At 40.9% G+C, this 22,713-nt stretch carries 22 protein-coding genes and 1 riboswitch; of the genes, 7 read left to right on the forward strand and 15 right to left on the reverse strand.

Going from position 1 to position 22,713, the window contains the following annotated elements; translation table 11 throughout:
- Positions 1-29: 29 nt before the first annotated feature.
- From dapD to IB67_RS06565, 9 genes are all read right to left on the reverse strand, one after another.
- Entirely contained in the window at positions 30-746 is a 717-nt protein-coding gene (gene dapD / locus IB67_RS06525) for a 2,3,4,5-tetrahydropyridine-2,6-dicarboxylate N-acetyltransferase (RefSeq protein WP_072758723.1), read from the reverse strand.
- A gap of 60 nt (positions 747-806) precedes the next feature.
- Complete coding sequence (locus IB67_RS06530; RefSeq protein ID WP_072758565.1) at positions 807-1,469, reverse strand: 4-hydroxy-tetrahydrodipicolinate reductase; 663 nt, start codon at positions 1,467-1,469, stop codon at positions 807-809.
- The gene (gene dapA / locus IB67_RS06535) at positions 1,466-2,347 is read right to left on the reverse strand and encodes a 4-hydroxy-tetrahydrodipicolinate synthase (RefSeq protein WP_339747376.1); all 882 of its coding nucleotides are present in this window, start codon (positions 2,345-2,347) and stop codon (positions 1,466-1,468) included. Before dapA ends, IB67_RS06530 begins: the two co-directional genes overlap by 4 nt.
- Before the next feature lies 1 nt (position 2,348).
- Positions 2,349-3,086, reverse strand: coding sequence for a diaminopimelate epimerase (gene dapF / locus IB67_RS06540; protein WP_339747355.1), 738 nt, complete (start codon positions 3,084-3,086; stop codon positions 2,349-2,351).
- Entirely contained in the window at positions 3,070-4,089 is a 1,020-nt protein-coding gene (locus IB67_RS06545) for an aspartate-semialdehyde dehydrogenase (protein WP_339747352.1), read from the reverse strand. Before IB67_RS06545 ends, dapF begins: the two co-directional genes overlap by 17 nt.
- A gap of 108 nt (positions 4,090-4,197) precedes the next feature.
- A complete protein-coding gene (locus tag IB67_RS06550) occupies positions 4,198-4,332 on the reverse strand; it encodes a hypothetical protein (RefSeq protein ID WP_281246562.1) in 135 nt (44 codons plus the stop codon).
- 172 nt (positions 4,333-4,504) lie between these two features.
- Positions 4,505-5,368 (reverse strand): YitT family protein, encoded by an 864-nt coding sequence (locus IB67_RS06555; protein ID WP_339747349.1) that lies wholly within the window; start codon positions 5,366-5,368, stop codon positions 4,505-4,507.
- Positions 5,338-6,195 carry a succinate--CoA ligase subunit alpha gene (locus IB67_RS06560; protein WP_072758557.1) on the reverse strand — a complete coding sequence of 286 codons (858 nt, stop codon included), beginning with the start codon at positions 6,193-6,195 and terminating at the stop codon, positions 5,338-5,340. The genes IB67_RS06555 and IB67_RS06560 overlap by 31 nt, the downstream gene beginning before the upstream one ends.
- Positions 6,179-7,231: an ATP-grasp domain-containing protein gene (locus tag IB67_RS06565; protein WP_339747346.1), complete on the reverse strand. Its 1,053-nt coding sequence runs from the start codon at positions 7,229-7,231 to the stop codon at positions 6,179-6,181. The genes IB67_RS06560 and IB67_RS06565 overlap by 17 nt, the downstream gene beginning before the upstream one ends.
- A gap of 59 nt (positions 7,232-7,290) precedes the next feature.
- A riboswitch (cobalamin riboswitch) is annotated at positions 7,291-7,476 on the reverse strand.
- A gap of 274 nt (positions 7,477-7,750) precedes the next feature.
- Between IB67_RS06565 and IB67_RS06570 the strand changes: the two genes are divergently transcribed.
- The 5 genes from IB67_RS06570 to IB67_RS06590 are packed head-to-tail and all read left to right on the forward strand — an operon-like array spanning position 7,751 to position 13,661.
- On the forward strand, positions 7,751-9,604 hold the full coding sequence (locus IB67_RS06570; protein ID WP_498875185.1) for a thiamine pyrophosphate-dependent enzyme: 1,854 nt from the start codon (positions 7,751-7,753) through the stop codon (positions 9,602-9,604).
- Complete coding sequence (locus tag IB67_RS06575; protein ID WP_072758550.1) at positions 9,601-10,173, forward strand: 2-oxoacid:acceptor oxidoreductase family protein; 573 nt, start codon at positions 9,601-9,603, stop codon at positions 10,171-10,173. The genes IB67_RS06570 and IB67_RS06575 overlap by 4 nt, the downstream gene beginning before the upstream one ends.
- Positions 10,174-10,175: 2 nt before the next feature.
- Entirely contained in the window at positions 10,176-11,855 is a 1,680-nt protein-coding gene (locus IB67_RS06580) for a 2-oxoacid:acceptor oxidoreductase subunit alpha (RefSeq protein WP_072758548.1), read from the forward strand.
- 1 nt (position 11,856) lies between these two features.
- Positions 11,857-12,687, forward strand: coding sequence for a thiamine pyrophosphate-dependent enzyme (locus IB67_RS06585; protein WP_072758546.1), 831 nt, complete (start codon positions 11,857-11,859; stop codon positions 12,685-12,687).
- Entirely contained in the window at positions 12,684-13,661 is a 978-nt protein-coding gene (locus IB67_RS06590) for a redoxin domain-containing protein (RefSeq protein WP_072758544.1), read from the forward strand. The genes IB67_RS06585 and IB67_RS06590 overlap by 4 nt, the downstream gene beginning before the upstream one ends.
- Before the next feature lie 42 nt (positions 13,662-13,703).
- Here IB67_RS06590 and IB67_RS06595 read toward each other — a convergent pair whose 3' ends face one another.
- The 6 genes from IB67_RS06595 to IB67_RS06620 form a co-directional block, all read right to left on the reverse strand.
- The gene (locus IB67_RS06595; RefSeq protein WP_498875186.1) at positions 13,704-16,178 is read right to left on the reverse strand and encodes a beta-alanine-activating enzyme beta-propeller domain-containing protein; all 2,475 of its coding nucleotides are present in this window, start codon (positions 16,176-16,178) and stop codon (positions 13,704-13,706) included.
- 107 nt (positions 16,179-16,285) lie between these two features.
- A complete protein-coding gene (locus IB67_RS06600) occupies positions 16,286-16,540 on the reverse strand; it encodes a DUF4258 domain-containing protein (protein ID WP_072758539.1) in 255 nt (84 codons plus the stop codon).
- 7 nt (positions 16,541-16,547) lie between these two features.
- Complete coding sequence (locus IB67_RS06605; protein WP_072758537.1) at positions 16,548-17,552, reverse strand: Gfo/Idh/MocA family protein; 1,005 nt, start codon at positions 17,550-17,552, stop codon at positions 16,548-16,550.
- A gap of 15 nt (positions 17,553-17,567) precedes the next feature.
- Positions 17,568-18,032, reverse strand: a complete 465-nt coding sequence (locus IB67_RS06610; protein ID WP_143145264.1) for a YqeG family HAD IIIA-type phosphatase — start codon at positions 18,030-18,032, stop codon at positions 17,568-17,570.
- A gap of 30 nt (positions 18,033-18,062) precedes the next feature.
- Positions 18,063-18,686 carry a sigma-70 family RNA polymerase sigma factor gene (locus IB67_RS06615; RefSeq protein WP_339747339.1) on the reverse strand — a complete coding sequence of 208 codons (624 nt, stop codon included), beginning with the start codon at positions 18,684-18,686 and terminating at the stop codon, positions 18,063-18,065.
- A gap of 22 nt (positions 18,687-18,708) precedes the next feature.
- Positions 18,709-19,560, reverse strand: coding sequence for an HAD-IIA family hydrolase (locus tag IB67_RS06620; protein WP_084634348.1), 852 nt, complete (start codon positions 19,558-19,560; stop codon positions 18,709-18,711).
- A 130-nt stretch (positions 19,561-19,690) separates the two neighbouring features.
- Here IB67_RS06620 and IB67_RS06625 point away from each other — a divergent pair, with 130 nt between their 5' ends.
- Positions 19,691-20,536: a hypothetical protein gene (locus tag IB67_RS06625; RefSeq protein WP_072758533.1), complete on the forward strand. Its 846-nt coding sequence runs from the start codon at positions 19,691-19,693 to the stop codon at positions 20,534-20,536.
- Positions 20,537-20,755: 219 nt separating this feature from the next.
- Positions 20,756-22,516 carry an NADH-dependent [FeFe] hydrogenase, group A6 gene (locus tag IB67_RS06630; RefSeq protein WP_498875187.1) on the forward strand — a complete coding sequence of 587 codons (1,761 nt, stop codon included), beginning with the start codon at positions 20,756-20,758 and terminating at the stop codon, positions 22,514-22,516.
- The last annotated feature ends 197 nt before the right edge of the window (positions 22,517-22,713 follow it).

The raw sequence follows: 22,713 nt of genomic DNA on the forward strand, positions 1-22,713 counted from the left end.
CAATGCCCTCACCTGCCAAAGTACATATATTATTTATTCAGCTCTCTCAAACTTTCCAATATCTGCGTCTTGCTTGCCGTCTTTTCATCAACTTTTTTGACAACCCTTGCGGGAACGCCTGCAACGACTGTGTAAGGTTCTACATCATTCACTACCACCGCACCTGCCGCCACTACCGAATGGTGTCCAACCCTGACTCCTTCGAGGATAACAGCATTCGCACCAACCATTACGTGGTCTTCTATGACAACTGGTGATGCGCTCGGTGGTTCAACAACACCTGCAACAACGGCACCCGCACCGATATGACAATACTTTCCAATTCGAGCCCTCGCACCTATGACAGCATTCATATCAATCATCGTGCCTTCGCCTATTGTCGCACCAAGATTGATAACTGCACCCATCATGATAACAGCTTTGTCACCGATCTCCACGTATTCTCTGATAATAGCACCTGGTTCAATACGGGCATTGAATTTCGAAATATCAACAAGCGGAATTGCGGAATTTCTCGCAATGTATTCAATCTTGTAACTCTTTATCTTCTCATCTTTAAGAACGTTTGAAATGGACTCGAAATCTCCAATTAGAATACCAAAATCTGCACCCGAAATGATATCAAATTCTCCGTTGGTATTGTACTTACCCCAGTCGATAGAAGACAACTCACCTGAAATGTAGACTCGCACTATGGTCTTCTTTTTGCTCTTTGCAATAATTTCAATAATCTCTTCGCTGGTCAGTTCTCTGGCGCTTTTCTTGATAATTTCTTGAAAGTCACCCACAGCTTTCCCTCCCATTAACTAACGTAAATTCTCATTTAATACATCTTCGTACGAATAAAAACCCTTTTGCTTTTTCAAAGTGAAAAGCGCTGCATGTCTAACTCCTATTGAAAAAGCCCTTCTTGATAGTGCACTGTGTTTAATTTCTACTACCTCTCCTGCGTTCGAGAAAATCACGGTATGTTCACCGAAAACACCGCCGATTCTCAACGAACTTATTGGAATGTCTCTATTCATATCGTTTCTTAACATCTTTGCAGTTCCAGATGGTGCGTCTTTCTTCTGGGTGTGGTGTATCTCAACCATAGCAGCATCCCAATCTGAAAAATAGCGAGTATATTCTCTAAGAATCTTGCGCAAAATATTTATTCCCGTTGAGAAGTTGTAACTTTGGACGACTGGAACCTCATTTGCCAATTCTCTTAGCATTTCGAAGTGCCTTTCTTCCAAAGCTGTTGTCCCAAGTACAAGAGCAATCTTGTGTTCTCTGCAAAGTTTTACAGTCTCTTCCAAAGCGCTTGGAGAGGAAAAGTCTATTATCACCTGCGGTGTGTCTGTTTGCTCGAATGAATCAACATCCTTCTTAAGCACACACTCATCGCCAAACGTTGAAAAATACTCGAAAATCTCCCTTCCCATCTTTCCGCGGAAACCAACGATGCCGTATTTTAGACCGATCATGATATCACTCCCAGTTCTCTCAGAACTGCTCTAAGCTTTTCCATAGTTGATTCTTTCGGTGGCACGAGAGGTAGTCTGAATTCGTTTTGGATTCTTTCCATGATATGAAGCGCTCCCTTAACTGGCATCGGGTTTGTTTCGATGAACAGGACTTTGAAGAGTGGAACCAATCTAACATGCAAATTCAGAGCGTTCTGTAATTCTCCTCTGAATAAAGCTTCAACCATTTCAACCATTTCCTTTGGCACAACGTTCGATGCAACAGAAATAACGCCCTTTGCACCGGCGCATATCATGTGGAATGCTCTATCATCGTTACCTGAGTATATGTAGAAATCAAGGTTTTTAGTTAGCCTGTATATCTCATCAGCCTGAGCAATATCCAGATTGGCTTCTTTTATTGCCTTTACATTCCTGCACTCCGCCGCAAGCCTTGCAACGGTTTCTGGTGCGATGTTTACTCCAGTTCTTGAAGGTACGTTGTAGATTATTATTGGCAGAGTTATTCTTTCGGATAAGTACTTATAGTGAGCATACAGTCCTTCTTGAGTTGGTTTGTTGTAATACGGAGTGACTATGAGTACCGCATCTGCACCGTTTTTTTCCGCACTCAGCGATAATTCCAAAGATTTATGCGTATCGTTCGTTCCTGTTCCAACAATTACCTGTGCTTTACCTTCGCAGATTTCCTTAGTTATCTGAATCAATCGCTCCCTCTCTTCGATAGTCAAAGTCGCCCCTTCGCCTGTGGTTCCTGCAACGATTATTGCCTTTACTCCGCTTTCAACTTGCCACCTAACTAAGTTTCTGTAAGCCTCGTAATCAACTTCACCGTTTTTAAATGGAGTTACTATAGCAGTTCCAACGCCTTCAAACATCTTACTCATTTACAACACCCCCTCCTAAGTAGATACCATCACTTTCGAATGATAGAGTTAAAATTCCTCCCTTTGTTTTAGCCACCAGCTTATCGGGTATCAAAGTATCCTTGTTTAAGTAGTACTTGATGAAATAACCCGTTGCAGTCGTTCCCGAGCCACAGGATAAAGTCTCTCGCTCAACACCCCTTTCGAACGTTCTAACCTCAAACAACTTGCTATCTAAAACATTGAACACGTTCACATTTGCGTTGAACTTGTGTCTTAATTCTTGTGCAATTCCCATGTCAAAATCCCATATATCTGCCCCGACATTCAAAACAACGTGCGGTACTCCAACCGTTATAAAAGCTCCTTCAAATCCAGCGAGTTCTTCTGGCAAGAGCATCTTTTCGAAAACTGGCTTTGGCATTTGGACCGATATCTCAGCGTCTGCTCTTCCAACTAACAAGCCAGCGTTCGTCCTAATCGATACCTTCCCACTTAAACCAAAGTGTTCCATCAGAAACTTCAAAAAAGCTCTTGAACCGTTCCCACAGAACGATGCACGCTTGCCGTCTCTGTTGAAGTAGTCCATAAAATATGATTCATCAGCCTTTTCGACAAAAATAACACCGTCTCTATCTTCAACAACTTCAAGTACTATTTCCTCTTTCTGTAAGTCGTTTAGATTTATTTGTGTAGCATCCACAATCACAAGACTATTTCCTGTTGCTGTGTACTTATATACTTTCAACACGTTCGACAGCTCCCGCATTCTCAGTAGTCTTCGAATTCAATTGATAATGTAATTTCAATATTCTGACAGCGTTCGTCGCCGCTCCGACTCTCAAATTGTCCGCAACAACCCAAATTCCAAAAGTATGTGCATCAAATAATCTGACTCTGCCAACATGTGTGTAATCATCACCGGCAATTTCAAGAGGGGTGATTATATCATCGTGGACAATAACATCTTCACCAGAGGCAATCGTTTCTATGAGGTCGTCTTTGCTCATAATAGGGAATAGTGTGCGAGCAATAACACTCTCGGAATGTCCTATTCGAACTGGAACTCTAACAGTTGTTGGAAAGACAGAAATTGAATTTGAATTTAAAATCTTCCTTGTTTCATTTATCATCTTCCATTCTTCTTGGGAGATGTCATCTCTCAAATCACCTATCAAGGGAATCACATTATGTGCAATCTGCCTTGGAAATACGTTATGTGTATTCTCTCCGTTAAGCTGATTTTCGTACTCACGTACTGCCTTGTAACCGGCGCCAGATACTGCCTGATAAGTCGAGACGAATATCTCGTGTAGCTGATACCTATCGTGCACCCTGTACAATGCCAACACCATTTGGATTGTGGAACAATTTGGGTTTGCTATTATTCCCGAATACCCCTTAAGTAACTTTCCATTGACTTCTGGCACAACCAATGGAATTTCTGACACCATCCTGAAAGCGGAGGAATTATCAATAACGGTTGTACCTACCTCGGCTGCAATTGGTGCATATCGTCTTGAAACATCGGCACCAGCTGAGAAAAGCAAGTAATCAAAACCTTCTCTCATCGCTTCTTCCGTTAATACTTCTACACGAACTGTTGTACCTCGGAATGGAATTTCTTGACCTGCTGACCTTTCCGAAGCAAAGAGCCTGAATTCTGAAATATCAACACCACTACTCTCAAGTACCTCGACCATATTCCTTCCTACCGCACCGGTTGCTCCAACAACGCCTACTCTTAATCCCATAAAAGCACCCTCCTTCTATCAAAATTTGATGGTATTATAAAATTAAAGCGGGCTACAGTTTTTTACTGTAGCCCGCCTATGGTGGTTTATATTTAATCGCCTGCGTTTTTATTCCATGCCAAACGCAAGCTGACCACCAGTAAGCGGGCAGCTGCGTTTAGCTTTCTTATTCATCTTGTTGTCAATTATGCTCATATTTTCGTTTTCAACAATGTTTATCAAAAAATTTCGAACGTATAACACGACTTTCTCTTCCTTTCTTTCGTATGCTTTACTTTGCTTGTATTATATCACACAAGTACCCTATTATGTCAATAGTTTTTCAAAAAAATCCTCTGACACGTCTTGTGTCAGAGGGAAAAGAAAGTAACAATAATGTCGAGATTTGGGAAGGGATGCTGGATTGATAAACTACTTACACGAGTTCTTTGAAACCCTCACCATACACTTGCCGGGCTTCGTTGACGAAGAAAAACGCCTTCGGGTCGATTGTTCGAATTGCAGTTGTAAGTTCGTGTAACTCGCGCCTTTTTATAACTATCATTAGAACATTCTTAGATTGATTTGTGTATCCTCCCCTTGCCTCAAAGACTGTAACACCTCTTTCAAGCTCGTTCAGCACAAATCTTTTAATATCGTCTGCTTTTTCTGAAACAACCCACAGGTTCGTTGATAGTTCGAGACCTTTCATAACAAAGTCAATTGTTGTTCCATTGACGATAATGGCAAGAATAGAGTATAAACCAGTATCTATGTTGTAAGCCAGTCCTGCTGAAAGACCTATGGCAAAGTCGAGAAAGAGTATAGACATACCAAAAGGCGCTCCAAAGAATTTATTAAGAATCTTGGCTATAATGTCTGTACCACCTGTAGATGCGTTCTGTGAGAAGGCGATAGCCATACCAACGGCTGTTAGTATATCGCCAAAGAAGACAGCCAAGATCATGTCGCTACCATGATACTTGTACATTGGAATAACCCTGTCAAATAAATCTATGAGAAAATTCAGCAAAAATGTACAGTATATCGTTTTGAAACTGAAGTCAAAACCTATTATCAAAAATGCGGTCAAAAATAGCGTAGCGTTTATTATGTACATCCATATACCAACCGATATTGGCAAGAATTTGTTCAGAACTATCGCTAAGCCTGAAGCACCACCAGCTGCTATATTATTGGGAATCAAGAATATTACCAAGCCAAGTGCTGTGAGAAATACTCCGAGCGATGATAAAACGTACTCTCTTGTTAGTTCAGCCAAGCGTTTCCTACTTCCCACGGAAATTTCACCACCCTTATTCCCATCTCATTCAGTATTGATTCCTTATACTGTACTTTTCCTTTTTCTCCTTCAACAATAGCACCTGCGTGCCCCATTTTCTTTCCTTCCGGTGCATGCCTCCCTGCAAAGAAAGCAACTATGTCTTTCGGAAGAAAACCTATCTTAAGAGCGTGTTTAATACCACTTATCTCATCTTCACCACCGATTTCGCCTATCACTAAGACTTTATCATACCCCAATTTCTTTACAGTATCAAACGCCTCTGAGACATTTGTACCAACAACTGGATCTCCGCCAAGTCCTAATCCAACCGCTACTCCAATACCATCACTCAGGTATTTTGCTGTCTCATACATCAACGTTCCACTTCTTGAGATAATCGCCACCTTACCGGGTTTGAAATACCGTTCTGGCATTATTCCGACTTTCACTTTTTCTAATGGGTGTATAACCCCCGGACAGTTCGGACCTATAACATTTATACCTTGGTACTTCGCAAGTTTTAAAACTTTCAATGTGTCATGTACTGGAACATGCTCGGTTATAATCACGCAGTTCTTTACACCGTTCGAAGCAGCATCTTGAAACGCCTCCAAGACACTTGGTGCAGGCACGAAAAGAATAGCTGTATCTACTGGTCCCAATTTGGAAACGTAATCTTCGAGTGATACTACAACTGGAATGTTTTCTATCGATTTCACTATCCTATTTTTACTCACGCCACAGACAACATTTGTACCGTACTCGAGCATTCTTTTGAGATGATAACTACCGTATTTTCCAGTAGCTCCATATACACAAACTCTCTCATTCGCGAACAACATCTCTTCTCACTCCTTTAACTCTCCTATCTACAGATTCAATAAGTTCCTTCATGTCATTGGCTGATACGATTCCACTCTCTTCTAAAAGCTTTTTGGCTAGTATTTCATTGTTTCCTGAAAGTCTTATGTATATCTCAAAACCCGGATTTTTGGTTTTGAATTCGGTAACTCCTTTTGCAATTTCAAGACAGTCGGTTATTCCACCGAATATGTTCAGTACAGCCTTGTTTGTTATCTTTTGCACCTTTGTCAACGCACTGTAAAGTGTATCAGCCGTTGCACCACCGCCGATATCGCAGAAATTCGCTGGCTTGAACCCGTGTTCAGTGAGTGCATCTGTTGTGGCCATGACGATACCTGCTCCACAACCGATGACACCAACGTCACCGCCGAGTACCACGAAAGAATCTTCCACGGAAGACTCTCCCGCCCACCACTGACGGTAGAGCGCGCTGTCGTCCACGTGGAAAACAGCATCAAGTGCGTAGTAATAACCATTAGATTCAACGAACGGATTTATTTCAAGCAGTGTCAGGTCGTACTTAACGAATATGTCATAAAGTCTTCTTGCAAAAGCTCTTACTTCAAGTGGTAAATCGTTTACTCTTTTTGTTTTTACAACTTCTTCTGGATGAGTCTTCGTAAACTCTTCGATATCTATTCCTCCATGACTCGAATATACAAAAACGATGTCTCTTAGACTTCTATCTATCGTTATCGAAATATAGTGTTCACTTTCGTGTGGAACAAATTCTTCAACGAGAACCCCTTCCTGAATTTCACCTTTTATTTCGCTGTCCATAATCTTACTCACATTACTTATTGCCTGTTCAATGGTTTTTGAAACAAGCACTCCTCCAGCCTTCATCCTTCCGCCTACAAGAACTTGAGCTTTAGCCACCTGAGGAAATCCTAATTTTTTTAGTGCTTCTACATAGTCTTGTAAGTCTGAATTTCTAAGAATCAGAATACTTTTCGGAACTCCCACTCCTTCGGCTCTCAAAATGTCCTTCGCAACGTACTCTTGCACTTTCATACTCTCGCCTCCCCTTAAAATTTTCAAAGAAAAATACCCCAAAAATCTGTGGTTTTTGGGGCGCCCATTCCTTAAAGGCAGGTCTCCCGACTTGTGGATCATCCTACTCCCTGCGCCTTCCCAGCCTTTTGAGAATTAGCCAGTGGCATTGTGCAGGTTTCGTCCCCACTCACGGTGGCCCGACCGTCCCGGATTCGCACCGGTGTTCCCTTTTAAGCTTTCGCACCTCTAAGGTAGGGGATATTTAGATTCAGTATGATTTTTCACTAATATCATATGGTGACTTGATGAAACTTTCAATACTTGCCAATAGTCGAATTTTGAAAATTATAAAGATTTAAATAACTGTTTTTCTAAATTTCATCTTAAATCTTCTGTATACTATATTCACTATTTCTCAAAAAACGATATAAAATTTATATGTAGACAAAGTCTATCTTTTTATGTTATAATAAGTTACACCTAATTTAGTTATATTCGGACTCTTTTTATTAGAAAGTGAAGATAAGGGGTGGTTGTATGAAAAACTTGGGTCAATTATTACTCCAAGAAGAACCTTTTTCAGAGATTGTTATTGGCAACACAGCGATAGTGCGAGCAATGATTGAAAGTGGCGTTAGAGTAGTTACATCGTACCCTGGTTCGCCAACACCTGAGATAGCTGAAACGATTAATCTACTTCCAAAAGAAAAGTCCCCGCTTTATTTCGAATTTTCCACGAATGAAAAGGTAGCCCTTGAGGTCGCCTTCGGTGCGGCGGTGAATGGATACACATCGTGTGTCTTTTTCAAAAGCGTAGGTATGAATGTTGTAGCTGATTCGTTTGTACAGTTAAGCATGATGGAGATACCAGGGGGTATGGTTGTTGTAATAGGCGATGACCCGGGTGCGAATAGTTCTCAAAACGAGCAAGATAACAGACATTACGCAAGACTTTCATATACACCTTTGTTTGAACCAAAAGACGCTCAAGAAGTTTATAGCATGTTCATCGAAGCGGTTAAATACGCAAGAGAATTCAAGTCTCCTGTAATCCTCCGCCTTACAACCCACACAGCCCATTTCAAGCAAAAAGTCAAATTTGGAATTTACAAACAAACCGAATTAACACCTCATAGGTTTGACCCCAAAAATCTTGGACCGTACATCCCAATAGGGCAAAACGTACCAGTTATGAAGAGGCGTGCACTGGAAAAATTGAGGAAGTGGGAAGAAGTTTCCGAAAAGTACGCGTACATTTTAAACAACGGTAGCGAGATTGGAATTATAACCGCAGGGTTACCTTACCTTTCACTGCTCGATGTACTCGGTGATAATAAAAACAAAGTTGACATATTGAGGCTCGGAATGGTATATCCATTCCCACGAAAGGCAATCGTAAAGTTTCTTAGGTCACATAAGGTGATCAAAATACTTGAAGAGCTCGATGATTTCATCGAGGAAAAAGTTAAGGCGATTGCATTCGAGGAAGGTATAAACGTGAAGATTGTCGGAAAACAAGATATGGAAGATTGGATTGGCGAATACACACCGGAAAAGGTATTCAAAGTAATGAGTAAATTCATACCTGAATTGGTAAGAGAAATTAAAGTTCCAGAATATAGAGTTAGAAGCATCTCAAGGCCACCACAACTCTGTCCAGGTTGTGGTCATAGACCTGTCTTTTACGTGCTTTCTAAAATCCTCCGCGAGTATGACATATCGGTTGCAGATATCGGTTGTCACACGTTGGGATTCTTAGAACCATACAACGTCGGACAAGTGCTACTTTCGATGGGGCACTCAACTGGTACTGCTTCGGGTTTGAGTTTGTTCAACACTGAGAGAAAAATCGTGGCTTTCCTTGGCGATTCCACATTCTTCCATGCAGGAATTCCTGGAATCATAAATGCTGTATTCAATAGGCATAACTTTACACTCGTTGTTATGGAAAACGGTACAACAGCCATGACCGGTCACCAAGACCATCCAGGAAAGGCAATGAAAATTAGGAACATCTTAGGAGCGATTGGCGTAAAGCAAATATGGGAAGTTGACACTTACCAACAAGATAAACTTGAAGAGATTTTGAAGACAGCGCTATCAACGCCGGAGTTCAACGTCGTCATAGCAAAGCACCCGTGTATGTTGAAATTCACAAGGGAAAGAAGACGGAAGGGTATTGTCAAGGTACCGCAAATGAAGGTTACAAATGCCTGTACTCTTGCAAGAGTTTGTATCTCCAAATTCGCATGTCCGTCGTTCCAAATTGCAGATGACGGGAGTATTTTCGTACATGAAGACTTGTGTATTGGTGATGGCTCGTGTATTCCTGTTTGTCCTTCAGGTGCGCTTGAACTCGAGAAATTTGAAGTTGGTGGTGATACAAAATGAGAAAATTCGATATTTATCTCATCGGTGTCGGCGGGCAGGGAATAGGACTTCTCAGCGAAGTGCTCATACGTGCAATAGATTACAGCGGGCAAAATTGCATAGGGGTTGACACACACGGACTTGCTCAGAGAGGTGGTGTCGTGTCTTCGCATATAGGAATCGGAGACGTTAATTCTCCACTGACGATGTCAGGTGATGTTGATTTAGTCTTAGCACTTGAAAGGCATGAGGCAGGTAGAGCTATGAATTACCTAAAAGACGGTGGTACGTTGGTCTATTATGATACATCGTGGCAACCATTACCTGTCAGACTGGGAAGAGAAGGAGAATTGAAAAATGAAGAATTAGAAATCGTCGCAAGAGAACGGAATATTAAACTCTTCAGAGCTAAGTACAATTTGCCGGATGTACGGATGCAAAACATATCATTACTGGCAGTCGTAGCTAAGAATAATTTGATACCGAATGTCAAAACCGAACACTATTTAAAAGCTATGGAGGATCTGATGAATGAAAAAGTTTTTGAATCAAACAAGAAAGTCTTTGAAAGTATATTGGAGGCGATGTAAGTATGGAAAAGAGAAATGAGATATCAATCGTACTGAGCGGTGCGGCTGGTCAGGGAATTCAAGCTGTCGAGCACATATTGACACGAGTTGCTAAAGACTCTGGCTTTCATGTATTCGCTACAAAAGAGTACATGTCGAGAGTAAGAGGCGGAAACAACTCAACTGAAATCCGGATAGCATCACAACCTGTAAAGGCTTTTGTGAACAGAATCGACGTACTTGTTCCACTTAACGATAATGCAATTGAAAGACTGAGAGAAAGGATTACAGAAGAGACGATTATCATCGGAGAGGGGCGATATGTGGAAAAAGAGAAGAACTCGATACCGCTCATGTTCGAAGAGATAGCTGAGAGTTTTGGGAATAAGATTTACGAGAATTCTGTCGCCATCGGCGTCTTGGCAGGGATAATTAACGCCAGCGAGGATGCTTTGGTGAAGAATATCAGCGCCTATTTCTCAAAGAAAAATGAAGAAGTTGTGAAAGGTAATGTCAACGCAGCGCTTAAAGGTTACGAAATTGGTAAGTCACTTGGTTTGAAATTCGAGATAACGCCAAACGAAAAGGTTAAGAAACAGTATCTCTTGAACGGTTCAGAAGCAGTGGCTAAGGGTGCCATCGCAGGTGGTTGTAACTTCATCTCTTCATACCCGATGTCGCCTGCCACTACGGTATTCACCGAACTTTCAAGATTGTCAAACCAGTACGGTATATTGGTTGACCAAGCTGAAGACGAAATTGCTGCGGCAAACATGGCTATCGCAGCTTGGTATGCAGGTGCAAGAGCTATGGTCTCAACATCTGGCGGTGGTTTCGCACTTATGACAGAAGCGATAAGTTTATCAGGAATGATAGAGACTCCTATCGTTGTCCATCTTGGTCAGAGACCTGGTCCAGCTACTGGATTACCGACAAGGACTGAACAGGGAGATTTGAATCTGGTGCTTTACTCAGGGCATGGAGACTTTCCAAGAGTCATCTACGCTCCTGGCAACTTGTGCGAAGCATATGAACTTAGTGCAAAAGCGTTCAATATCGCGGATAAATATCAAGTTCCAGTCTTTATTCTCACCGATGAATACTTCCTCGATTCGTTCTACAATGTGGAGGAAATGCCAGAAGTAAAGATAGAACGCTACGTAGTGAAGAGTGATGAGAATTACAAACGCTACCTTCTAACCGAAGATGGAATCTCTCCAAGAAGTATTCCGGGTTACGGTAAAGGATTAGTAAGGGTCGACAGCGATGAACACGATGAATACGGACACATAACCGAGAGCGCTAAGGTCAGAAAAACAATGGTTGAGAAGAGGTTGAAGAAAGGCAAAAAGTTGTTGGAAGATGCCGTACCACCGAAGTTGTTCGGAAATGAGAATTATGATTACCTTATCGTCGCATGGGGCTCAACTCAGTTGATAATTCGCGAAGCGCTCGAAAAGATGGGAAATGAAAAAGTTGCACTCTTACATTTTTCACAAGTCTATCCTGTACCAAGAATCGCAGAAGAGTATTTGAGAAAAGCCAAGAAAGTAATATTCGTTGAGCAGAATGCGACTGGTCAGTTTGCAGACTTGGTTAAACTCACTTTTGGAATAGACACGAGTAACAGGATACTGAAATACGATGGATTTGCATTTTCTGTAGAAGAACTTGTTGAAACACTCTCCAAGGAGGTTGAGTAATATGTTCGAACCAAAGATATACGATATTCCAGATGCTGATATAGCCTGGTGTCCAGGTTGTGGAAATTTTGGTATTATAAACGAATTGAAAACTGCCCTGGCACAGCTGGAACTTGACCCAACTCAAGTTGTACTGGTCTCTGGAATTGGCCAAGCTGCGAAGATGCCGCAGTATGTAAAGGCGAACATGTTCAATGGACTGCATGGTAGGTCTTTACCTGCCGCAGTTGCGATTAAGATGGTCAACCCTAATCTTGTAGTCATCGCCGAAAGTGGTGATGGATGTACATACGGAGAAGGAGGAAACCATTTTATTCATACGATACGAAAGAACCCTGACATAACGAATATAGTTCACGACAACCAGATATATGGTTTGACAAAAGGGCAAGCGTCACCGACAACAGCCCGTGGACAAGTGACTACACTGCAATTCGACGGAGTTTACGTAGACCCATTTAATCCAATCGCTGTAGCTGTCGCGTTGGATGCTTCTTTCGTTGCAAGGAGTTTTTCTGGAAATTTCCAGCTTACCGTTGAGCTCATCAAAATGGCTATAAAGCACAAAGGCTATGCCCTTATAGACATACTCCAGCCCTGTGTCACGTTCAACAAAGTCAACACATATCAGTGGTACAGAGAGAACACATACTTGCTGCCTGACAGTTATGACCCAACCGATAGGGAACACGCTTTTAGAATAGCAACGGATACCTCAAAGCTCGCTCTTGGAGTCATATACAAGAATCCAAACAAACCAGTCTTTGAAGAACAGCTCGCGCCCTACAAAAATGATAAGACACCAGTTGCATTGAGGGGGTTAGAGGTATGATAGAGTCGAGGTACAGATTAATCCCTCAATTTACACTCAAAGATGAGGACGGAAACGATTTTTCGTGGAAGAACTTGCTTGGCAAGTACTCAGTTGTCTATTTCTACCCAAAAGCGAACACGCCGGGTTGTACTATGGAAGGTTTGGACTTCACAAAACTAATAGATGAATTCAACGGAAACGTGGTTGGTATATCACCTGACAGTTGCAACGCAATATCGAGTTTTAAATCAAAGAAGGGATTAAAAGTTAAGCTACTTTCTGATCCTGAAAAAACTGTGGCTGAACAATTCGGTGCGGCGAAAGACGGAAAATTGATTCGCTCAACGTTCATAGTCGATCCATGGGGCAGGATAAGAAAAGAATGGCTGAAAGTTAGTGTGAATGGGCATGCGGAGGAGGTACTCGAGGAATACAGGAAAATTATACAAGAAGATAATGAAATTAACGATAGTATATTGCTACGCAGGGCACTTAGAGGTGTAAGACCCGACCCTGTAGATGACGAAAAGATTGAAAAATTGATTAGAGCTGCACACCTCGCACCATCTTGCATGAATAAGCAACCATGGAGATTTATCGTCGTAAAGAGTCAGGAGAACCTCGAAAAGCTACATACTGCGCTCTCTGAAGGAAATTACTGGATGAAACACGCACCAGTCATGATAATAGTATATACTGACGACGAACTCGGCTGTCAGCTCAGCGATAGAAGGAACTATTCGTTGTTTGACACGGGAACGGCCGTAGGGTTCTTGTTAACTCAAGCAACACAGATGGGACTTATCGCACATCCTGTTGCAGGATACGACCCAATTAAAGTAAAGGAGCTATTTGGTATTAATGGAATTGTTATAACACTCATCGCCGTTGGCTACTGGGGGAATATAGACATTCTAAATGAAAAGCACACAGCGGTAGAATTGGGCGATAGGATGCGGAAACCAATTGAAGAAGTTTGCAAAATCATCTGAAACAATTAAAAAAGACAAGCAGGCACAAAAGCCTGCTTGTTCTTATTTATATCCTGTGTTTTTCAAATCCTTTTTGAATTTGGGCCAGTCGCTCCAAGCTAAGCCAGAAGATAACGTGTAGACACCTTTTAGATATCCATCACTTGTTCCCACGTATATTATCCCATCGTTATCAATGGTCAGCGATGAAGGATTACCACCTATGTATGATTTCCATTTCTTATTTCCATTCGCGTCAAGAGCGTACAAATATCCATCATCGCTTGCAACGTATATCGTACTCCAAGAAGCTAAGAGTGGCGTTGATCTCACATAGCTGTTTGTCTTAAATCTCCACTTTACAACGCCATCTCTACCAATGGCGTATAGATATCCATCATCGCTTCCGATGTAAACTGTGCCGTCAGAACCTATCACCGGAGACGACCTTATCCAGTCGTCTGACCGAAATTGCCATCTCAGTCTCCCGTCTGACGTTATTGCGTATAAACAACCATCGTCGCTACCTACGTACACAGTACCGTCGTATCCAATCGCTGGTGATGAACGGACAGCTCCATTTGTCTTGTATTTCCACTTCAAAGAACCCGAGAATTTGTCAATTGCGTAAAGGTACCCATCATCGCTACCGATGTACACAGTCCAATAATCAACAGCTGGGGAGGAATATATATTTCCCGTGGCATAAAAAATCCATTTTATTCTCGACGGTGAAAATTTATCTATAGCCATCACTTTCCCACTGATGTTTGCAACATACACATGCGAAGAATCAATCGCAGGGGATACTTTAACTATATTCCCAGTTGAGATACTCCATTTTGGAGTTCCATCGGGGTTTATTGCATAAAGATATCCATCATCACTACCAACGTATATCGTTCCATCAGTATCTATCGCCGGTGATGATTGAATCCTAGCGTTCGTTTTGAACTTCCATTTGAATTCGTTATTCAATCCTACAGCGTATAAATATCCGTCACCACTGCCAAAATATATCGTATTTCTGTAAGAATCTATAGCGGGACACGTTACAACACTATCGTTCGATTTGAATTTCCATACTATATCCCCTTCTACAGGTCTTCTGATATTGAGTGATATACTCTTTTCAGCCTCATTATTTGCCAAATCGTACGCTATTGCTCTTAACGTGTAAGAGCCTGAATAATACCTTGTATCAACGACAAACGTGTACGGATGCTCTTTCTTTTCTCCAACCTTGATGAAACCCAGATAGAGCTCAACTTTGTCCACTTTGTTGTTGTCACTCGCGTTAACTTCGACATTCACAAAGCCTACGACCACTTCACCATTCATTGGTTTTGTAATATTCACCGTTGGAAATGTATTATCTATACGTATCTGGATACTCTTTTCCTTTGATTTGCCGAAAGTATCGTAAGCAACTGCTCTTAGTGTGTACTGACCATCTGGGTAGTTCTTAGTGTTAAGTGTGTATCTGTAGGGACTTGCTGTCATTTCGTTGATTTTTGTTGTATTAAGGTAAAGTTCAACTTTCTGAATGCCGTTTCCATCACTTGCCGAAACTTCGATGTTTGCGTTTCCTGATAGATATGCTCCATCTTTCGGTGAGATAAATTCCACGCCTGGCTGGTTATTCTCAAACACGAGCTGCATATTTGCTTCAGCTGTGTTTCCTGCTAAGTCGTAAGCTATCACCTTAAACGTATACCTTCCATCTGAATATCTTGTCGTGTCAATCGAATATGAATACGGCGCTGAAGTCTTTTCACCCAACTTCGTTGAATCAAGATAATATTCAACCTTGCTAATGCCAACTTGGTCAGTTGCCTCGATATTGATATTTACTGTACCTGAAACGTACGGACCAGTTATATTTGTCAATATCATTGCTTGTGGAGGAATTTTATCGACGATGATATTCTTCGATGTTTGTCCGACTATGCCGAACTCACTTACAGCTTTCACAAGAATCTCCGTGCTATCATCGGTAATAGATACCGGCACTCTCTCTATTCCTTCAGATATTTCTGTTCCTTTCTCCCCAACTTTCTCGTTGTTTGAAAAAACTTCTATTTTATTGAGTTTTGGACCTTTTTGTACTTCTACTTCGACGTAATTGCCCACGTAGTCGTTTTTAATGGTCACCTTTGGCTGGTTAAAATCCAAAGTTAACTCGCCCTTGCCAGATTGAGTGACATTGCCAGACTTATCATAAGCCTTGGCTGTAAATTCAAAATTCTTAATATTTCCTTCCTGTACAGGAACGTCCGGAAGGTAAAATACCACAGTTCCAGACTTTTTACGGACAGTTCTTGATTCTACAAGGTTTGCACCATCGTACAGTTCTATCCTGTCTACAATATCGTTGTCTGAGAACTGCACAGTTACAGCAACTTTGACGTTCGGTATATCAACAATGTAACTTACTGAGAGACTTACGGTAGGATTCTGCCTATCTTGAAATAGCACACAGGACGTGGTTGCAATCAGGATAATCATAAGCATGAGAACAGAAATACGCTTTTTCACATTAACACCCCCGTGAGTTACACAAGAAACTTACAGTCACTCCATTAGACATTTTCAATAAAGTTTTCGTTCAAAGTACAAAAATAATAACCCCTCATGTAGAGGGGCTAATGTGCTTTCTTTTTATTTTCACGAAAGACAGTTATTATGTACAAAACACTGCCAGAAAGTTGCAGAATCGCCGAGATGTTACCATTTGTCACCTTAATTCGAAAATTCTTCTGCATAACAGCCATTGAATCTTTCGATTCAAGCATTTCAACAAGTTCTTCAAGTGTTATCCCTCGTTCGAGCATTCTTTCGTAAACATGTGGAGTTAATAGTGCTTCTTTATCAATCAAAGATATATAAAGTTTGTCCATAAGCTCTTTATTTCATCAAAGAATCAACTTCTATTCTCATGCCTCTTGAGCGTATCGCTGCTTCAAAAAATGCAAGATCTTTCAAAGCTTCCACTGGATGTCCAAGAACATTTGGTTTACCTTGAGTTAGTACTTCGTAGAAATCGAGAAATTCGTTTTTAAAGGTATTCTCTTCTGGAATTTGGATTTCAGCTCCATGCTCCCCCACTATTCTAATCTTCGACTCGTCCATGTATATTCTGCCATTAGTACCGACTATCTCAAAGTACTGGCGACCACTGAGTGCGTACGAAATGGTGTAATTTCCAATTACACCGTTTTTGAATTCGAAAACTGCCGAAAGTGAATCATCGTCACCAAGATAGTCCGAGACACGCTTTACCGTTCCACTCACCCACGCAATGTCTCCAAAGATCACCCTTAATGCCGCGATATGGTGAACTCCGCCGTCTGATAGAAATCCACCTATGTGCTTAGGGTTTTGTCTCCATGCAGTTTTAGCGTATTTGTTCGACTTATCCATGCCTATCCATAGATGCCAGATGACAAAGACAGGTTTACCTATAACATTTTCATCAACTATGTTTCTTATCTTGTTGAATCTAAAATCATGGCGGTAATTTTCAGCGATGTATATTACCCTGTCCGTCTTTGTCGAAAGTTCGATGATTTCTTTACCTGTTTCCACATCTGTTGAGATTGGTTTTTCGCATATTACATGAAATCCTTTTTCGATGCTCTTCTTGATAAAAGGCACATTTAGTTCAATTGGGAGAGTTAAGTCTACAGCGTCTACGCTTTTCGAATCTAACATTGCTTCGTAAGAATTGAAGATCTCAGGTGTGTATCCAAGCTGGGTTTTAATCATTTGAGCGAATTCTTCCGCACTTTCCTTCCTTCTACTTGTAACTGCTGAAATTTCGAATTTATCCTTCAAATCAACAAGAGCTGGAAGGTGAAGTTCCCTTGCCGCAATTCCACAACCAACTATTCCAAGTTTGATTTTCTTCATATACATCGCCTCTCTTCACAAGAGCTTTTTGAGAACTTTTTCGAAAAACCTCAAAATCTTTGTTCCAAAGAACTCTCTTGACTTATCTAATGGCTCAACTTTAACAACACAAACGCCTAAGAATTTTCCAAAAAGTACGTCTGTGAATATCTGATCCCCAATCACAACGACCTTACTCCTGTCTTTAAGTTCTTTCCCAAGAATGGCTTTTGTCTTGAACGTTAGAGGTTTCAAAGCACGCCATATTACAGGAACATCATAATCAAGATTGCGTCTCCTACCATTAGAGACAATGTAAATAGAAGCACCTTTCGATTTCAAATATTCAAAAATTTTAACTATGTCCTCCGGAACATGTTCAGAACGCCAGATGTTTATTGTATTGTCGAAGTCAAAAAGAAAAACCCTTTTTCCTTCATTAAGAAGTTTATCAAAATCTATATCAGCCACCGATTGGGCGTATCGCATACACTTTGCCATTCAATTATTCTCCTTTCAGAATTCAAGTTTCTAACCTTCCAAGAAGGGCATTATCGAAGCACTCAACCTACTTCTGACAATCCTCTTAACCTTTTGGATAGTATTATCTACCTTCTTAAAATTCACGCCAACCGCTTCTTCGATTTCTTTATAGCTATAACCATCGAGCCAAAGCTCGAATATTTTAGTTTCGTCTTCATTCAAAGCTTCCAAAATCTCTTCGTGTACAACGCTTAAAATAGTGTTCCTCACAACGTTGGTGCTTGCCGCAGTATCGGCAACAAAGTAATCTATCTGCTCGTCGTCAACATCGTCGAATACCGAATCCATGCTTGTTGAATCGGAGAGCATCTTATTTTTCTTCCTGTTCTGGTAAGTTATGAACGTTTTTACCTCCGACTCTATACTTCTCCAAGCAAAGGTAGAAAAAGAACTCTTTCCAGGTTCAAAGTAAAATATCGCCTTAATCAGCCCTATGAGTCCGTTTTGAACTATATCGTCGAACTCCGCCCAAGGTGCATAAAACTGTGAGGCTATCCTCACGACCATAGGATAAAACTTTTCTATTAACAAGTCTATAGCTTCACTCAATCCACTTTGAGCGAGTTCAACAAGTTTTTCTGTAGGTTTACTTCTAAGGGCGTACTTTATCATCACTGATACCTTCTGCTAAAGTTTATATAACACCGTTGATTATATCAGCTAACGTTCCAATATCCTTTGCAACCAAATGTGGTTTTATTGGGTTTTTCTCAGCTTGTTCTAACGTTGCCTCGCCAGTTAAAACAAGGCATGTCAATGTTCCTGCCTGCAGTCCGGCGAGTATATCTGTGTAAAGCCTGTCTCCAACCATACAGGTTTCTTCTTTTGTAACGTTGTTGTGCTTCATAACCATCTCTATCAACTTAGGTTCAGGCTTACCGAAAACAATGTTTGGATACATTCCTGAAGCTTTTCTTATCAAAGAGGCTATAGCTCCGGCATCTGGAAGAGGTCCTTCGTCAGATGGGCAGTTTAAATCTGGGTTTGTTACTACGAAAAGAGCACCCTTGGAAATGAACTGTGTCGCTTTCTTCAATTTCTCGTATGTAAGGGTTTTATCAAACGTGACAACGACAATTTCCGGATTATCTTCTACTACTTGGTGTCCAGCGTTTTGAAATTCGAGCTTTATATCTTCAGTTCCAACCACGTACACTTTTTTGCTTCCGAATTCATCGTAAAGGTACTGAGCTGTCGCTACGCCAGCAGTCACAATCTGCTCTTTGGATATCTCGATTCCCATATCCTTGAATTCCTCGACATAGCTTTCCAAAGTTCTGTTAGAGTTATTTGTTAGAAAAACCATCTTTCTGGACTGACGCTTTATCGCTTCGTAGAATCTTTTTGAACCATCAAATAGTTTACCGCTTATATAAAATGTTCCGTCTATATCCAAGATAAACAATTGGCATTTTCCTATTCTTTCCTTAGCATTTTCAGATATTTCGAAGTAGCTGAACTGCTCAATTTTCGATGAATTGTTCACTTATAACCCTCCCTACGTAAGAAATTTAAACTTTTGCAATCTAATTATACCACAATCATGCTCCCTTATTTTGTAATAGAAGAGTTCGGTGATATAATAGCGCTATACTGCCCACAAAGGAGGTGGCAATATGAAAAAGATTTTCGTTATAACTTTGATGATTGTTTTAACAACATTATCTTTCACTTCGACATCTACATCTGAAAACTTTGTATTAAGTATTGTTCCTCAGCATCCTCAAGGTTTATTTGTAGAGTTCACTTCTATAGGTTTTTCTTTTGGAAACTCTGAAATATCAACACAACCTCTATTCGACGTAATTGGTGCGTTCAATCTAAAGTTAAGGTACTATCCAACTAATTGGATCGTAATAAACAACGAAACATATTTGTGGGACCCGTTTTTTATCAACAAGGCGTACTTAGGTGAGAGCATTGATCCAAACTATCAAATGTATATACTTCTAAACATGACGCATCTACATTCAAATTTCTTCATAAGTCCTGTTGTAGTAAGGCCCTTTGTTCAAACGGGATTGGTTTCCGTGTTTAACCCAGGTTCAGAGTATGTAACAGTCCTTGTAGGACGTGGGTTTCTAAGTGCCGGAATATTGGCAACGGAAAATATAGAAATTTTCTCGACAATAGAAGGCGGTATGCTTATAAACGTATGGCAATCGGCTAATACACCGGATGACTGGGAATCGATTGTGAACGAAGCTCGCCAAAAATCCCTATATGCCACAGCAAGAGCCGGTTTCATTTGGTACTATGACAGGTACTCAGGCTTAGAATTAGGTTATCGTCTAATATTGCATGGAGCTGATAGTCCTCTCAGGTTTATTCAAGGTTACTCTTTCACTGACTACATATACAATTATTTCAGTGCTCTGTACTACGCGAACCCAGATGATCCAAGAATAAGCATCCCATTTATAACAACTGATTATTACTTGAGTTTCACAACAAAATTCTAATATGTTGAGCATGTATTAAGTTCGTGAAAAAAAGGATTATCTAAAGAAAAATTCACTTGCTTAATTTTATTTATATCAAGGTGATTTTGAAAGAAAATCAACATTATTTATGCTTTTCTTCTAAAATCTTTTCATTTATAACTTGTGAAATTTTTAGTTTTGTGATAGAATAATTTTGAATAATTTGACTTTTCTATCAAATTTGGAGGTGGGTGGCCGATGGTAACGATTCATATCAACGACAAGCCTTACGAAGTGCAAGAAAACAAAACAGTCCTTGAAGCTGCAGCAGAGCTTGGATACAAGATTCCTACACTCTGTCATCACCCTGAACTCGAACCAATCGGAGCCTGTAGAATCTGCGTTGTTGAAATCGAAGGTGCAAGAACGCTTCAGCCAGCGTGTACCACAAAAGTTGCAGATGGGATGAAAATAAAGACAAACACCGAAAGAGTGGAGAGTGCAGTCAAGTTCAACCTCTCGCTCATCATGGCAAACCATCCACACGAGTGTATGTACTGTGAAGCTGATGGTAGATGTGAACTCCAGAAACTCGTACACATTTATGACATTCAACCAATATTTGGTGTAAATGTTGATCTTGATAAAGAAATAGATGTCAGCAGTCCGTCAATAAACAGGGAGCTCTCAAAATGTATCAAATGCCAAAGATGTGTCCGTGTGTGTAGTGAAATTCAGGGAATGAACATCTACTCCATGATTGAGCGTGGATACGAATCACTACCAGAAACAGAATTCGGAGTACCCGTTTACGAAACGAATTGTATAAGCTGTGGACAGTGTGCATACCTGTGTCCTGTCGGAGCTATCTACGAAGCGCCAGATTGGAAAAAAGTGCTTAAGATGTTGAACAGCAAAGAGCCGGGCAAAGTATATGTGGCACAAACAGCTCCATCAGTCAGGGTTGCAATCGGTGAAGAGTTTGGCATGGAACCGGGAACTGTGAGCACAGGAAAGATGGTTGCAGCACTCAGAAGACTCGGATTCGACTACGTATTTGATACGAACTTCGCTGCTGACTTGACGATTATGGAAGAAGGTTACGAACTAATCCACAGGCTGCAAAATAGTGGCAAATTCCCAATGTTCACAAGCTGCTGCCCAGGTTGGGTAAACGAAATGGAAAAAGAATGGCCCGAACTTACGGAGAACTTGTCAACAGCAAAATCACCACAGCAGATGATGAGCAGCATTGTAAAGACGTACTTCGCACAGAAGATAGGTGTGAAACCAGAAGATATCGTTATGGTCTCGGTAATGCCGTGTACAGCTAAAAAGGATGAAATTACCAGACCGCAACAACTCGTAGATGGCATAAAGGTAACAGATTACGTTATCACAACCCGTGAACTCGGTAAACTTGTCAAGCTCAAGGGAATACCATTTGTGAATTTGCCAGAAGAAGAATACGATAACCCACTTGGAACATCAACAGGTGCTGCTGCGCTCTTCGGTGTAACCGGTGGTGTTATGGAGGCCGCACTGAGAACAGCGTACGAAGTGATAACAGGCGAAAAGTTGCCAAAACTTGTCTTCGACAGCGTCAGAGGTTTGGACGGTGTTAGGGAAGCCGAGATCGATATTAAAGGTAAAAAGTTGAGAGTAGCTATAGCGCACGGAATGGCAAATGTCAAGAAGGTGCTTAAAGAAATGAAAGAAGGAAAAAGATACTACGACTTTGTCGAAATCATGGCATGTTACGGCGGTTGTATCGGTGGCGGTGGACAGCCAAAGAACCTCGATCCAGATATACTCAAGAAGAGAGCAAGCGCTATCTACAGCATCGACGAACTAAGCGTGTTAAGAAGGTCTCACGAGAACCCGGATATCATAAAACTTTACGAAGACTTCCTTGAAAAACCAAATAGCCACATCGCTCACCACTTGTTGCACACGCATTACACTAACAGGTCAAAAGCTGTCAGAAAAGCCGCAAAGCAAACTGAAAGTGTTAATTAATAGATAAACATTCTAAGTGCCCCTAACTCAGGGGCACTTTTTTGTATGAAAGAGCAAGAAGTGAAAAAACTCACAAAAAGAGCAGATATTTTTCAGTTTTGGACTAAATTCAACCAAATCCGGTCTTCATGAATTTGCAATTTTAAAACCGAATATGGTATAATACAATTGACATGTGAATAATTTCGCTTATTTGC

This window comes from Fervidobacterium riparium (genome assembly GCF_025370035.1).
GTDB classification, from domain to species: domain Bacteria; phylum Thermotogota; class Thermotogae; order Thermotogales; family Fervidobacteriaceae; genus Fervidobacterium; species Fervidobacterium gondwanense.

Excerpts from the sequence above, each read along its gene's own strand:
- IB67_RS06530 (WP_072758565.1), bottom strand. The coding sequence starts at position 1,469 with ATGATCGGTCTAAAATACGGCATCGTTGGTTTCCGCGGAAAGATGGGA.
- dapA (WP_339747376.1), bottom strand. The coding sequence starts at position 2,347 with ATGTTTGAAGGCGTTGGAACTGCTATAGTAACTCCATTTAAAAACGGT.
- IB67_RS06545 (WP_339747352.1), bottom strand. The coding sequence starts at position 4,089 with ATGGGATTAAGAGTAGGCGTTGTTGGAGCAACCGGTGCGGTAGGAAGG.
- IB67_RS06560 (WP_072758557.1), bottom strand. The coding sequence starts at position 6,195 with ATGTTGTTCGCGAATGAGAGAGTTTGTGTATATGGAGCTACTGGAAAA.
- IB67_RS06565 (WP_339747346.1), bottom strand. The coding sequence starts at position 7,231 with ATGAAAGTGCAAGAGTACGTTGCGAAGGACATTTTGAGAGCCGAAGGA.
- IB67_RS06570 (WP_498875185.1), top strand. The coding sequence starts at position 7,751 with ATGAAAAACTTGGGTCAATTATTACTCCAAGAAGAACCTTTTTCAGAG.
- IB67_RS06575 (WP_072758550.1), top strand. The coding sequence starts at position 9,601 with ATGAGAAAATTCGATATTTATCTCATCGGTGTCGGCGGGCAGGGAATA.
- IB67_RS06580 (WP_072758548.1), top strand. The coding sequence starts at position 10,176 with ATGGAAAAGAGAAATGAGATATCAATCGTACTGAGCGGTGCGGCTGGT.
- IB67_RS06585 (WP_072758546.1), top strand. The coding sequence starts at position 11,857 with ATGTTCGAACCAAAGATATACGATATTCCAGATGCTGATATAGCCTGG.
- IB67_RS06590 (WP_072758544.1), top strand. The coding sequence starts at position 12,684 with ATGATAGAGTCGAGGTACAGATTAATCCCTCAATTTACACTCAAAGAT.
- IB67_RS06600 (WP_072758539.1), bottom strand. The coding sequence starts at position 16,540 with ATGGACAAACTTTATATATCTTTGATTGATAAAGAAGCACTATTAACT.
- IB67_RS06605 (WP_072758537.1), bottom strand. The coding sequence starts at position 17,552 with ATGAAGAAAATCAAACTTGGAATAGTTGGTTGTGGAATTGCGGCAAGG.
- IB67_RS06610 (WP_143145264.1), bottom strand. The coding sequence starts at position 18,032 with ATGGCAAAGTGTATGCGATACGCCCAATCGGTGGCTGATATAGATTTT.
- IB67_RS06615 (WP_339747339.1), bottom strand. The coding sequence starts at position 18,686 with ATGATAAAGTACGCCCTTAGAAGTAAACCTACAGAAAAACTTGTTGAA.
- IB67_RS06625 (WP_072758533.1), top strand. The coding sequence starts at position 19,691 with ATGAAAAAGATTTTCGTTATAACTTTGATGATTGTTTTAACAACATTA.
- IB67_RS06630 (WP_498875187.1), top strand. The coding sequence starts at position 20,756 with ATGGTAACGATTCATATCAACGACAAGCCTTACGAAGTGCAAGAAAAC.